The organism is Mesorhizobium sp. M0074 (genome assembly GCF_040322975.1).
In the GTDB taxonomy this organism is placed as follows: Bacteria; Pseudomonadota; Alphaproteobacteria; order Rhizobiales; family Rhizobiaceae; genus Mesorhizobium.
Genome location: NZ_JAMYUM010000001.1, coordinates 602,246 through 615,000, shown reverse-complemented (window position 1 = coordinate 615,000; position 12,755 = coordinate 602,246). Strand labels below are relative to the sequence as shown.

Below are 12,755 nucleotides of genomic sequence, written 5' to 3'. Positions count from 1 at the left end.
TACCCGAAACCGACACTGGTGGACTGGTAGAGTATACCAAGGCGCTTGAGAGAACTATGCTGAAGGAACTCGGCAAATTGCACGCGTAACTTCGGAAGAAGCGTGACCCTTTCATGCGCAAGCATGGGAGGGTGGCACAGACCAGGGGGTAGCGACTGTTTATCAAAAACACAGGGCTCTGCGAAGTCGCAAGACGACGTATAGGGTCTGACGCCTGCCCGGTGCTGGAAGGTTAAGAGGAGGGGTGCAAGCTCTGAATCGAAGCCCCAGTAAACGGCGGCCGTAACTATAACGGTCCTAAGGTAGCGAAATTCCTTGTCGGGTAAGTTCCGACCTGCACGAATGGCGTAACGACTTCCCCGCTGTCTCCAGCATAGACTCAGTGAAATTGAATTCCCCGTGAAGATGCGGGGTTCCTGCGGTTAGACGGAAAGACCCCGTGCACCTTTACTATAGCTTTACATTGGCATTCGTAGTGGCATGTGTAGGATAGGTGGTAGGCTTTGAAACCTGGGCGCCAGCTCAGGTGGAGCCACCCTTGAAATACCACCCTTATCACTATGGATGTCTAACCGCGGCCCGTTATCCGGGTCCGGGACAATGTATGGTGGGTAGTTTGACTGGGGCGGTCGCCTCCTAAAGAGTAACGGAGGCGCGCGATGGTGGGCTCAGAACGGTCGGAAATCGTTCGCTGAGTGCAATGGCATAAGCCTGCCTGACTGCGAGACTGACAAGTCGAGCAGAGACGAAAGTCGGTCATAGTGATCCGGTGGTCCCGCGTGGAAGGGCCATCGCTCAACGGATAAAAGGTACGCCGGGGATAACAGGCTGATGACCCCCAAGAGTCCATATCGACGGGGTTGTTTGGCACCTCGATGTCGACTCATCGCATCCTGGGGCTGGAGCAGGTCCCAAGGGTATGGCTGTTCGCCATTTAAAGCGGTACGTGAGTTGGGTTCAGAACGTCGTGAGACAGTTCGGTCCCTATCTGCCGTGGGTGTAGGAATATTGAAAGGATCTGTCCCTAGTACGAGAGGACCGGGATGGACGGATCTCTGGTGGACCTGTTGTGGCGCCAGCCGCATAGCAGGGTAGCTATATCCGGACGGGATAACCGCTGAAGGCATCTAAGCGGGAAACCCACCTTAAAACGAGTATTCCCTGAGAACCGTGGAAGACGACCACGTTGATAGGCCGGGTGTGGAAGAGCGGCAACGCTTGAAGCTTACCGGTACTAATAGTTCGATCGGCTTGATCGTTCTCATTCCTAATGCCCATTTCTGGTGACAATCCTTGGATTGCGCCGAGATGGATGGCACAGAAAACAGCTTCTCGAGCAACGTGCGTTTTGCCGACCTGGTGGTTATGGCGGAGCGGCTGCACCCGATCCCATTCCGAACTCGGCCGTGAAACGCTCCAGCGCTGATGGTACTTCGTCTCAAGACGCGGGAGAGTAGGTCGCTGCCAGGTCTGCCAAGCGCACGTTGTTTAATCTTCTCCTTACGAACAGGCCCGCCAACGGGATATCGGGCCGCGCAAGCGGCCTTTTCATTTGGCGGAAGCTTGAATCCAGTGAGCCAAGGCTTACTTCTAGGGTTGACGCGGGGTGGAGCAGCCCGGTAGCTCGTCAGGCTCATAACCTGAAGGTCACAGGTTCAAATCCTGTCCCCGCAACCAAATTCGAAAACGGCCCGCCTTGTGCGGGCCGTTTTCGTTTTGCTGGCCGATTGGTTCGATCCCCGTCAGGGACTCGCACGAAGCAGACACAGCGAGACACCAAGGCAGGTCCAGCCCCCGCAAAAACCCCGGTAGCCTTACAGCGCCGGGGTTTTTTTGTTTTGGGGCGTGCTGCCAAACACCGAAGCTCGCGCGCCGCGACGAAGTTCCACGTCCTGCCGGCACCTGAATGTGCTGCATGGATGCAGCTCTAGCCGGCATCCCGGTTGGTCAAGGCGATGTGGCAGCAGCCGGAACCGTGGCCCGGCGTCCAGGTGACGTTGTCGAAGCGCACTCCGGTGGCCTCGAACAGGCCGCGGTCGAAGGCGCCGGCGATTCGGCAGAGCGTGGCGAGCTTCTCGTCGCCGACGCCGGCTTCGACCCAGGCGTCCTTCAGCGGACAGCGCTTGACCTTGAAGGCGATGCGGCCTTGGCTGCGTTCGACGTCGGTCGGATACATGCGGCCGCCATCCGGGCTGACGGCCAGGAACGCCTCGCCGATCGCCGGTGCATCGTTCGGGCCGAAATCGGCAAAGGCCGCCGCCGCAACCTCCTTGCCGCGTTGTTCGATTATACGGATCATAATCGCCTCGGCTTTTTCCGCGCCCAACTCCGCGGTTAGCTCGTCGAGGAACAGACGATAGAGATCGGCGCGGTTGCGGAAGGCGGAATCGAGTTCGCGCGACAGTTTTTCGGCTCGGGCTTCGGCGTCGGTCATGATGCGTCCTGTTCGAGCCTTGACAGTCTTGGCGCTGCCGCTACCAGCGCCTTGCCGATCGCGGATTGCGGCGCGTCGATGACGGTGCGGGCATCGCCGCTCTCGGCAATCCGCCCGGCGTCCAGAATGGCCATGCGGTGGGCGATGGCACGGACGACGCCGAGATCGTGCGAAATGAATAGATAGGCGATGCGCTCCTCGCGTTGAAGGTCGAGCAGCAGTTGCAGGATCTGCGCACGAACCGAAACGTCGAGCGCCGACACGGCCTCGTCGAGCACGACCAGCGACGGTTTCGTGGCGATGGCGCGGGCGATTGCAACGCGCTGGCGCTGACCGCCGGAAATTTCGTGAATGGCGCGGCCGGCGAGACCGGGGCTGAGGCCGACGCGTTCCAGCAGAGCTGCAATACGGCGCGGGCGCTCGGGGCCAGAGGCAATGTGATGGATGCGCAAGGGGTCGTCGAGCACACGCGCGACTGTGGCGCGTGGGTTCAAGGCGGCGAGCGGATCCTGAAACACCATCTGAAGACGGGCGCGCCGGCCGCGCAAGGCAGCGCCGTTCAGCGACAGGAAATCGCTGCCTTCAAATTCGATACGGCCGGTATCGAATTCGATGAGCCGGAGCACTAGACGAGCTATCGTCGACTTGCCGCTGCCGGAAGGTCCGGCTAGCGCCAGCGTCTCGCCGGGGTCGATGTGGAAGGAAACGTCGTCGACCGCGGCGATGATCTTGCCGCCGCGACTGTATCGTTTGGTCAGGCCGGAAACGGCGAGCAGCGGGTCGGTCATGTTCGCCGCAACAGCGGCTCGGCGTCGAGGCCGAGATGAGCGTCAAGCAGCACACGAGTGTATGCGTGACGCGGCGCATTGACGATTTGGGCTGTCGAACCGAGCTCGAGCAGCTCGCCATGCCGGAACACCGCGATGCGCTCCGCAAGCTCAGCGGCCAGCGCAATGTCGTGGCTGATGAACAGCAGCGTCATACCGTCCTCGGCCACCAGTCGCCGGATCAGCCCGACGATCTCGGCCTGCACGATCGTATCCAGCGCGCTGGTCGCCTCGTCGGCGATCAGCAGTTTCGGACCGGCAGCAATCGCCGCGGCGATCGCCACACGCTGCTTCTGGCCGCCGGAGAGCTGGTGCGGGAAGGCGCAGAGGGCAGCGTCCGGATCGGGCAGGCGGACGCGCTCGAGCAGGGTTTTTGCCTTGGCATAGGCGTCTCGCCAACTGAGGCTGAGATGAGTGCACGCGACTTCCGCGATCTGCTTGCCGATTGGCATCACCGGGTCGAGACTTGCGGATGGGTCCTGGAAAATGAAGCCGATGTCACGGCCACCGATTGGAGCATGGTCGCGAAGGCTTGCAGGTTGGCGTCCCGTCGCACCCCCCTCTGTCCTGCCGGACATCTCCCCCTCAAGGGGGGAGATTGCACTTTCATCTCTGCCTTCGCCAATCACCGAAGCTGGCGGAAAGGAACCGGCTGCGGAACTGCCGATCTCCCCCCTTGAGGGGGAGATGTCCGGCAGGACAGAGGGGGGTGCCTTGGCACCAAACATTGGTGGCGGGCGCAAGAGCCAATCGATGCGGCCTTCGATCCTGGCGGTGGCCGGCAGCAGGTCGGCAATGGCCAGCGCCAGCGTGCTCTTGCCCGAACCGCTTTCACCGATGATGGCAAAGCGCTCGCCGGCGGTGATGTCGAAGCCGACATTCTTCAGCGCCGCTACCTCGGCGCCGTCACGGCGATAGGTCACCGTCAGATTGCGGATCGAAGCAAGCGCCGTCACGACAGGCTCCTCCTCATCGCCGTGGTCTCGACGACGCCTTCGCCGGCGAGATAGACGCCGAGCACGGTGAGCACGAGCGCTACGCCCGGAATGATCGACAGGAAGGGCGCGGTGCGCAGCACGGCGCGGCCTTCGGCGATCATGCCGCCCCAGGTAACCCGGTTGGGATCGCCGAGGCCGAGAAAGGACAATGCCGCTTCGGTGAGAATCGCCGCGGCGACGATCACCGACGACAAAGCCATTACCGGCGGCAGCGCATTGGGGAGCACCTCCCGAAAGGCGATCTCCAACGGATGCATGCCGATGACGCGGGCGCCGGCAACAAAATCGCGCTCGCGGATCGACAGCACTTCGGCCCGCGCCACGCGTGCCGGTCCGGTCCAGGCGCCAAGCGCGATCGCCGCGACGACGACGCCGAGCGACGGCCCGACAATGCTCACGAAAGCCAAAGCCAGCAGGAAGGCTGGCACGGTCTGGAACGCGTCGGCGATGCGCATCAGCATCTCGTCGACAACGCCGCCAGCAAAACCGGCCAACGTGCCGATTATGGCGCCGACGGCAAGGGCGACGGCTGCTGCTGCCAGCCCGACCGCCAGCGAGGTGCGGGCGCCGTGGAGAAGCTCGGCTAGCACGTCGCGGCCGAGCCGGTCGGTGCCGAGCGGCAGCGACCAATCCTGGAAGGGCGGCAGCAATGCCGGTCCGGCAATCGCCTGCGGATCGCCGGGAAAGAACAAAGGCGCGGCAAAAACCATGGCAAACAGCGCCGCCAGGATGACCGCGCCGGCGACAGCCTCCGGCGTGCGCAGGAAGCGGGCAAGCGGACTCATGCGCTGGCCTCACTGGCGCCGACGCGCGGATCGAGGAAGACGTAGGCGATGTCGACGAGAACGTTGATGATGACGACCAGGACAGCGCTGGTGAGAATAATGCCGAGCAGTAGTGGGGTATCCCGCGCGGCCACCGCTTCCTGCGCCAGTCGGCCGAGGCCGGGGACGGAAAAGACGCTCTCGATCACGACGCTGCCGCCCAACATCTGCGCGGATTGCAGGCCGAGCATGGTGACCAGCGGCAACAGCGCGTTACGGGCGACGTGAGCGAGCACGATGCGACGGCGGGAAAGTCCCCTGGCACGGGCGGCCAGCACAAAGTCCTGTCGCCACACCTCGGCCATGCCGGCGCGCGTCATGCGCAGATAGAGCGCGAGATAAATGAAGCCGAGCGCCGAAACCGGCAGGACGAGATGGCGGGCGATATCGGCGGCGCGATCGAGGCCGGTCCTGGCCGAGACGATACTCTCGATGCCGCCGATCGGAAACCAGCGCAGGTCGACGGCGAAGACAATGATCAGCACAAGCCCGAGCCAGAAGCCCGGCACGGCATAGAGCGCCAGCGAGCCGATGGACAGGAAACGATCACGGAAGCTGCCGGGTCTGGCGCCGGCATAGATGCCGAGCGCCGAGCCGAGGCCGAAGGAGAGCGCGGTGGCGCTCCCCATCAACAGAAGCGTGTTGGGCAGGCGCTCGAGGACGACTTCGCGGATCGGCCGCGAAAAGGTGACCGACTGGCCAAGGTCGAGATGCAGCAGCGCCCAAAGGTAATTGGCCAGCCGCGTCAGCTCAGACTGGTCGAGCCCCCAGCGGTGACGCAACAGCTCGATCATGCCGGCGTCGCCGCCGGTCGAGACGATATAGGCATCGACCGCGTCGCCGGGAGCGGCTTCGAGCAGCAGGAAGGTGCCAATGACGACAATCAGCAGCACGAAGATGCTGCCGACGAGACGGCGGCGAAGGAGGATGACGGCGCGGGTCATGGCGCAACGCCGATAGGAGAGCCAAGTCTTCGGTGCCGCGCTCTACGGCGCCCCCCTCTGTCCTGCCGGACATCTCCCCCACAAGGAGGGAGATTGGCAGTTTCGGCGTTGCCGGCCGTCTTGCAACGCTGGAGATTGGCAAAAGCGACAATGACAGCCGATCTCCCCGCTCGTGGGGGAGATGCCAAGTGGTGGCAAAGAGGGCAGGACAGAGGGGGGCGCGAAAAAGCTCTCATCGCTGAAGCTGAGCACCCACACAAGCGGCGCGCAAGTCTGAAGAGACTTCCTTACCCCTCCAGCCAAGTGTCCGCCCAGTTCGATACCGCCCAGCGCGGGTTGTTGGCGATGTTGTTGACCGTATCGCGGGCGACGCTGATGAAACTCCATTCGGCGACGTTGATCAGTGGCAGGTCGGCGGCAACTTTTCTCTGGAACTCCTTGTAGAGTTCGGTGCGGGCGGCGGTGTCGAGCGTCTCCGATGCCTTGGCGATCAGGGCGTCGAGATCGGCATTCTTGTAGCCACCCTGGTTGGAGAAGGGCACGCCGTCGGGAATACCGCTCTGCACCAGGATGGTGGTCGAGATCGCCGGATCGCCGCGGAACACCGGCGGCCCGACCGCAAGGTCGAAGGCGTGGTCGGTGTAGACAGCCTTGATATGCGCGGCAGAGTCGTTGTTGACCAGTTGGGCGTCGATGCCGATGGCTGCGAGCGCCTGGCGCAGATAGTCGCCGAACTGCTTGGTTTCGTTGAAGTAGGGCGCCGGTAGCAACCTCAGTGAAAAGCGCTTGCCGTCATCGCCCCGGCTGTAGCCGGCCTCGTCAAGCAAGGCGTTGGCCTTGGCGACGTCGAAGGCGTAGGTCGGCACGTCGGCGGTGTAGAATTGCGGGTCGTTTTTCGGCACCGGGCCAGTGGCGGTGGCGGCATAGCCAAGGAATACCGTCTTGACGACGAAATCCTTGTCGATAGCGTGAGCGATCGCCTGGCGTACTTTCAGGTCGGCCAGCTCCTTGCGGCGATGATTGATCTCGACGACGAGCTGGTAGGTCAGCCCTTCATAACCCTTGGTGATCACCTTGAGACCGGGCACTTTGGAGATGCGGTCGAGATCGGCCAGGGGCACGGCGGAGAAGGCGGCGAGCTGGATCTCTTCGGCTTCCAGGGCGCTGGCCGCCGACGTGCGGTCCGGCAGCACCTGATAGATGATCTCGCCGAGATAGGGCTCGTCCTTGCCCCAATAGTCGGTGTTCTTCTCCAGCCGGTAATATTCGCCGGGCTTGTGTTCGGCAAATTTGAACGGTCCGGTGCCGACCGGGGCGTTGTTGGCCGGGTTGTCCTCGATCTTTCCGGTCTCATAGATGTGCTTGGGCACCACGCTGCTCAGCGCCGGCAAGGCGTTGCGGATCAGCTGGAACGGTGTCGGCTTGGCGAATTTGAACACGGCGGTGGTTTCGTCCGGCGTGTCGACCGCCTCCAGATCCTTGAACACGGTGCGGCCGAGATTCTGCAGCGGCTTCCAGACCTGCAGCGCCGAGAAGGCGACATCGGCTGAGGTGAATGGCTTCCCATCATGCCATTTGACGCCCTCGCGCAGCTTGAACGTCACCGACAGGCCGTCGGCGGCACCTTCCCAGCTGAGCGCCAGCCGTGGCTCGAGCCCGTCCTTGCCGCCGAAGGAGGCCTCGGCCAAGGTTTCCACGATCTTGCTCGAGATGAAGAAGACGCCGTTCGAGGCGACAATCGCCGGATTGAGGTTGCGCGGCTCGGAATCGGCGGCGACAACCAGTCGTCCGCCCTTTCTCGGCGTCTGCGCCGAGCCGATCGTCGGCATGGCGGTGGAGGCCAACAGCAATGCCGAACCGGCCAGCATTGTACGTCTGGAAATGGTGAACTCTGGCATGATCGAACTCCGTCCTCTCCGCGGACCCGGCCGGGTCCGCCGTACCCCTCGGACGCTCGTAAGCATCCTGCAAAGCTGATTATGGGCCTTGTGCGGGGTTTCGCCAAAGACGGAATTGGCGCATCTCTATGTGGCTTTGAAATTTCCGTCCGCTGGACCAGTTGTACAGAAAACGGTTCGATGCGCGGTTCTAGCAGGACCAGACTGGAGTAAAGTGCAGCAGGTGGAGCAGCTTTTGGGACTGGTTCGCCCGTTCTGGCTGGACCAGATCGGGCAAAATGATGCAGATTTAAGCATAGCCGAGGTTCAGAGCCGGAAAAGCCGGTGCCGGCGAGCGGCCGGCTAAGGGATTTCAGGGAGAGAGACATGAACATTGCCCCAGGCAAGAATGCCGTCGGCAGCGTGCCGTTCGACCAGGCCAGGGTGGACGGGCTGATGGAGGAGGCCGGCATCGACGCGCTGCTCGCCACCTCCAAGCACAACACGCAATATCTGCTTGGCGGCTACAAGTTCATCTTCTTCGCCGCCATGGATGCAATCGGCCACAGCCGTTATCTGCCTGTCGTCGTCTATGAGAAAGGTGGGCCGGAGCATGCCGCCTATATCGGCAACCGCATGGAAGGCGGCGAGCACCAGAATCATCCGTTCTGGACGCCGACACTGCATGCCGCCTGCTGGGGTACGCTCGATGCCGCCAATCTGGCGGTCGAGCATTTGCGAAAGATCGGCAAGGGCAATGCCCGCATCGGCATCGAGCCCGCCTTCCTGCCGTCCGACGCCTATATGCTGATCCGCAACGCGTTGCCGGATGCCAAGCTGATCGATGCGACTGATATGCTGGAGCGCATACGGGCAATCAAAACCGAGGCGGAGCTGGAAAAGCTGCGCATCGCTTCGGAGCTGATCACCGATTCCATGCTGGCGACCATCGGCTGGGCACGCGAAGGCACGACCAAGAGCGAGATCATCGAACAGCTCAGGCGCGAGGAGACCAATCGCGGCGCGCATTTCGAATATTGCCTGTTGACGCTAGGCTCCAGCCACAACCGCGCCGCTTCGCCGCAGGCGTGGAGGAAGGGCGAGGTGATGTCGATCGATTCCGGCGGCAACTACCACGGCTATATCGGCGATCTTTGCCGCATGGGCGTGCTGGGCGACCCTGACGCCGAGCTCGAGGATCTGCTGGCCGAGATCGAGACAGTGCAGCAGGCGGCCTTTTCCAAGGTCAAGGCGGGCACGCTGGGCGGTGACATGATTTCTCATGCCGAAGGCGTTCTGAAGAAATCCAAGGTTGCGGCCTATACTGATTTCTTCGCGCATGGCATGGGGCTGATCACGCATGAAGCGCCGTTCCTGATGACCAACCATCCGGTGACCTATGAAGGCACCTATGCCGCAAAGCCGCTGGAGAAGAACATGGTGCTTTCGGTCGAGACGACCATGCTCCACCCGACGCGCGGCTTCATCAAGCTGGAGGACACGGTGGCGGTAACCGATGCCGGTTACGTCATGTTCGGCGATCGGGGCCGGGGCTGGAACGGGGGCGGGGGCGGCTTAGGCGCTGGTACCTAGCCCGTTCTTGAGATTACCTCGTCCGAGCAAATAATTGGTCACGCCAGCGAGCATTTGCCGATATGGAACGCGAACTGCCCAAGCAGGTCTTTATCGACGGGTGCGAGCAGATCTCCATGGAATTCGAACCGATTGGGTTCCGCTTTGCGAAAAGCGGTCCTCATGCGAGTCGTCGGGCCGGCGACTGGGCATTCAAAATCTCCTTTCAATCAAACTATCTAAACGTCGGCGGCGAGTACGTCGAACTCGTCGTGCATGCGTCGGTCTACAGCAAGGCAATAAAGGAGTGGGACGAGCGAAGCGCTTGGCCCGCCAGTGCCAGCGATTGGGTCGCCGGTGGACAGCTTGGCAATTTGCGAACCCCGCATCATTGGCGGACATGGAACATCGTAAACCCGCATACCCGCCAGGCTGAAATCGCGAACATCGTTGCCAACATCCAAACGACTGTCCTGCCGCTCTTCGAACGTTTCGACGTTCCGCGCAAACTAGCCGAACAGGTCGCATGTTCTGAAGTTCCGGGCTTCATGTTCCCTGAAAATGCTGTTCGATTTGTACTCTGGCAGCTTGGTCCAGAGGCAGCGGAAAACTGTTTGTCCTATTGGGTGGCGCGCTTACCTTCGCCGGATGCTTTCCGATCAGAGCGCGATGTCCCCACTTTGCCGGATAGGCTCGCTCTGGGAAGCGATACTAACAACCTAGCAAGGGTCGCTCGTGCGATGAAGATTGGCCTCAGCCTGTGACATTATCTGCCCGGCGGGATCAACCTGAAATCCGGCAACTCCCGCAACGCCAGTTCCGGCCCGGCCGGCGAATAGACGACGAAAAGCTGCATCGGCCCGTCGCCGGTATTGAGCGTCGAGTGGAAGCGGCTTTCCGGCACATAGATGGTGCAGCCGGGGCCGACTTTCTCGACGACCGGGTTGCCTTTCTCGTCTTCGACCATCTGCTCGCCATTGCCTGAGATGACAAAGATGATCTCCTCCGCACCCGGATGGTTATGACGCGTATGGCCTTTGCCTGACGGTAGGTCGACGACACCACCGGAAAATCGCTTTGCGCCGTTCACTTCGGGAGCGACCGTCAGCGACAGCCTGCCCCAGTCGAAGCCGAAGGCGCTAACGTCTTTTGGATATACGAATACCTTGCTGTTGTCGGTCATCGTCCCACCCTTCTTTTTGCTGGTCTCTACGCAGCGCCGAACGTGACGGCCTTGAAATCCGCCGTCTGCCTGGCGATCGAGGCTTCCGCCGGCAGCCGCTCCATCGAACTGGCGCCATAGAACCCGTGCAGGCCCTTGCAGCGCTCGAGAATATATCTGGCGTCGTCCGGGATCGAGATCGGCCCGCCATGGCAAAGCAGGATCATATCCTCGCGCACTGAGCGTGCCGCTTTGGCGATGGCGTCGATCTCGCTCACACAGTCGTCCAGCGATTTAGCCGATGTCGCGCCAATCGAGCCGCCGGTGGTCACCCCCATATGGGCGACGACGATGTCGGCGCCAGCTGTTGTCATGGCGCGCGCCTCGTCTGGGTTGAAGACATAGGGCGTGGTCAACAGGTCGAGTTTGTGAGCCTCGGCGATCATGTCGACCTCGAGCCCGAAGCCCATGCCGGTTTCTTCAAAACTCTGCCGCATCTGGCCGTCGAACAGGCCGATGGTCGGAAAGTTCTGCACACCGGAAAAGCCCATCGTCTTCAACTCGGCCAAAAGCAGCGGCATGATGACGAAGGGATCGGTGCCGTTGACGCCGGCCAGCACCGGCGTCTTCTTCACTACCGGCAGCACTTCGTAGGCCATTTCCTTGACGATCTCGTTGGCGTTGCCATAGGCGAGCAGGCCGGCGGCCGAGCCGCGCCCGGCCATGCGGTAGCGGCCGGAATTGTAGATGATGATCAGGTCGATGCCGCCGGCTTCCTCTGCCTTGGCCGACAGGCCGGTGCCGGCACCGCCGCCGACGATCGGCACGCCGTCCGCGATCATCTTGCGGAATTTCTCCAGGATTTTCTTGCGCGGTATGGCGGCCATGTCTTGGTGTCTCACTGTCTGGCGATGTCGAGGAAGGCCGTTGTGGCAGCCCAGGCGAATTCGGGGTCGTTGATATGAAGCGGCAGGCGCAGCACGCGCCGCGTTTTGGCGGGTTTGATGGTACGCTCGATCGCCTCGAACAAAGCGGCATCGGCTTCAGGGTCGAAGAAGGCGCCGCCTTCAATGTCGAGCGCCGACACGCCTTTCTCCGGAATGAGGAAACGAACCGGACCCTGGCAGAGGCTCAGCCTTGTACCGATCCATTCGCCGATCGTTCTGCTTTCGTCGGCAGTGGTGCGCATCAGTGTGACGTTTGGATTGTGCTCATAGAACAGCCGGCCGCGATAGCGTTCCGGAATTGTCGGCGGCGCCCAGAAATTGACCATGTCGAGCGCGCCGACCGAGCCGACATAAGGCAGCCCGGTGCGGGCGATGGCGCCAAAGCGATCTTCGGTCGCCGGCAGCACGCCGCCAAACAGCAAGTCGCAGACTTCGGTCGTTGTGATGTCGATGACGCCTGACAACAGGCCGCTGTCGGCCAATTTTTCCATGGTGCGGCCGCCGGTGCCGGTGGCATGAAAGACCATGCAGTCATAAGTCGAACGAAGCTCATCGGCGATCGCGGTCACGCATGGCGTGGTGACGCCGAACATGGTGAGGCCGAGCGACGGTTTGCCCTCGGGCGGCGGCGCCGGCTTTGTCGCCATGCCTGATATCGCCTGGGCGGCATTGTGCAGCACGACACGCGAAAGCCGGTTGAGGCCGGCCATGTCGGTCACCGACGGCATCATGACGATGTCGGAGACGTCGACGTAAGGCGCGGTGTCACCCGAGGCCAACGTCGAAACCATGATCTTGGGCAGACCGAGCGGCAGCGTGCGCATGCCTGCGGTGATGATCGAGGTGCCGCCACCGCCGCCAATTCCGATAATCCCGGCAATATCGCTGCGCGACTGGACAAACCGGGCAAAGGCGGCAGCCATCGCCGCCACCGCGGTGCCGCGATCGTCGACGCCGAGCACGGCATTGCGACCCTCGGAATGGTGGCTGGCGACCTCGTCTGCCGAAACATCGACCGGCACGGTCGCGCCGCGTGTTCCGATGTCGACACGGGCAATCGAAGCGCCGGTAGCCGCGACCGCATCGGCCAGAAATGCGAGTTCCTCGCCCTTGGTGTCGGCGGTGCCCACCACATAGATGCGCTTCATCGCGTTTCCCCGGTCTTGGGCG

11 protein-coding genes, 1 tRNA gene and 2 rRNA genes (1 of these 14 cut by a window edge) are annotated in these 12,755 nt (G+C 62.1%); 5 read left to right on the top strand and 9 right to left on the bottom strand.

The window, feature by feature from the left end:
• The 3 genes from NKJ73_RS03045 to NKJ73_RS03035 all read left to right on the top strand — a co-directional run.
• A 23S ribosomal RNA gene (locus tag NKJ73_RS03045) occupies window positions 1–1,259 on the top strand (it extends 1,540 nt beyond the left edge of the window).
• Between the two features lie 96 nt (window positions 1,260–1,355).
• A 5S ribosomal RNA gene (gene rrf / locus NKJ73_RS03040) occupies window positions 1,356–1,470 on the top strand.
• A 130-nt stretch (window positions 1,471–1,600) separates the two neighbouring features.
• Window positions 1,601–1,677: transfer RNA gene (locus NKJ73_RS03035), tRNA-Met, on the top strand.
• Between the two features lie 250 nt (window positions 1,678–1,927).
• Here NKJ73_RS03035 and NKJ73_RS03030 read toward each other — a convergent pair.
• The 6 genes from NKJ73_RS03030 to NKJ73_RS03005 form a co-directional block, all read right to left on the bottom strand.
• Window positions 1,928–2,434, bottom strand: coding sequence for an L-2-amino-thiazoline-4-carboxylic acid hydrolase (locus tag NKJ73_RS03030; RefSeq protein WP_352568299.1), 507 nt, complete (start codon window positions 2,432–2,434; stop codon window positions 1,928–1,930).
• Window positions 2,431–3,222 carry an ATP-binding cassette domain-containing protein gene (locus NKJ73_RS03025; protein WP_352568298.1) on the bottom strand — a complete coding sequence of 264 codons (792 nt, stop codon included), beginning with the start codon at window positions 3,220–3,222 and terminating at the stop codon, window positions 2,431–2,433. Before NKJ73_RS03025 ends, NKJ73_RS03030 begins: the two co-directional genes overlap by 4 nt.
• Window positions 3,219–4,217, bottom strand: a complete 999-nt coding sequence (locus tag NKJ73_RS03020) for an ABC transporter ATP-binding protein (RefSeq protein WP_352568297.1) — start codon at window positions 4,215–4,217, stop codon at window positions 3,219–3,221. The genes NKJ73_RS03025 and NKJ73_RS03020 overlap by 4 nt, the downstream gene beginning before the upstream one ends.
• Window positions 4,214–5,044, bottom strand: a complete 831-nt coding sequence (locus NKJ73_RS03015) for an ABC transporter permease (RefSeq protein ID WP_352568296.1) — start codon at window positions 5,042–5,044, stop codon at window positions 4,214–4,216. The genes NKJ73_RS03020 and NKJ73_RS03015 overlap by 4 nt, the downstream gene beginning before the upstream one ends.
• On the bottom strand, window positions 5,041–6,027 hold the full coding sequence (locus tag NKJ73_RS03010; protein WP_352568295.1) for an ABC transporter permease: 987 nt from the start codon (window positions 6,025–6,027) through the stop codon (window positions 5,041–5,043). The genes NKJ73_RS03015 and NKJ73_RS03010 overlap by 4 nt, the downstream gene beginning before the upstream one ends.
• Before the next feature lie 287 nt (window positions 6,028–6,314).
• Window positions 6,315–7,925, bottom strand: a complete 1,611-nt coding sequence (locus NKJ73_RS03005; protein ID WP_352568294.1) for an ABC transporter substrate-binding protein — start codon at window positions 7,923–7,925, stop codon at window positions 6,315–6,317.
• A 366-nt stretch (window positions 7,926–8,291) separates the two neighbouring features.
• Here NKJ73_RS03005 and NKJ73_RS03000 point away from each other — a divergent pair, with 366 nt between their 5' ends.
• Window positions 8,292–9,497, top strand: coding sequence for a M24 family metallopeptidase (locus NKJ73_RS03000; protein ID WP_352568293.1), 1,206 nt, complete (start codon window positions 8,292–8,294; stop codon window positions 9,495–9,497).
• Between the two features lie 62 nt (window positions 9,498–9,559).
• Window positions 9,560–10,240 (top strand): DUF4304 domain-containing protein, encoded by a 681-nt coding sequence (locus NKJ73_RS02995; protein ID WP_352568292.1) that lies wholly within the window; start codon window positions 9,560–9,562, stop codon window positions 10,238–10,240.
• Window positions 10,241–10,242: 2 nt separating this feature from the next.
• On the opposite strand, the gene NKJ73_RS02990 is transcribed toward NKJ73_RS02995, so the two are convergent.
• The 3 genes from NKJ73_RS02990 to NKJ73_RS02980 are packed head-to-tail and all read right to left on the bottom strand — an operon-like array spanning window position 10,243 to window position 12,733.
• A complete protein-coding gene (locus NKJ73_RS02990) occupies window positions 10,243–10,659 on the bottom strand; it encodes a cupin domain-containing protein (RefSeq protein ID WP_352456830.1) in 417 nt (138 codons plus the stop codon).
• A 26-nt stretch (window positions 10,660–10,685) separates the two neighbouring features.
• On the bottom strand, window positions 10,686–11,525 hold the full coding sequence (locus NKJ73_RS02985; protein ID WP_352568291.1) for a phosphoenolpyruvate hydrolase family protein: 840 nt from the start codon (window positions 11,523–11,525) through the stop codon (window positions 10,686–10,688).
• Window positions 11,526–11,536: 11 nt separating this feature from the next.
• Window positions 11,537–12,733 carry a Tm-1-like ATP-binding domain-containing protein gene (locus NKJ73_RS02980; protein ID WP_352568290.1) on the bottom strand — a complete coding sequence of 399 codons (1,197 nt, stop codon included), beginning with the start codon at window positions 12,731–12,733 and terminating at the stop codon, window positions 11,537–11,539.
• Window positions 12,734–12,755 lie beyond the last annotated feature (22 nt).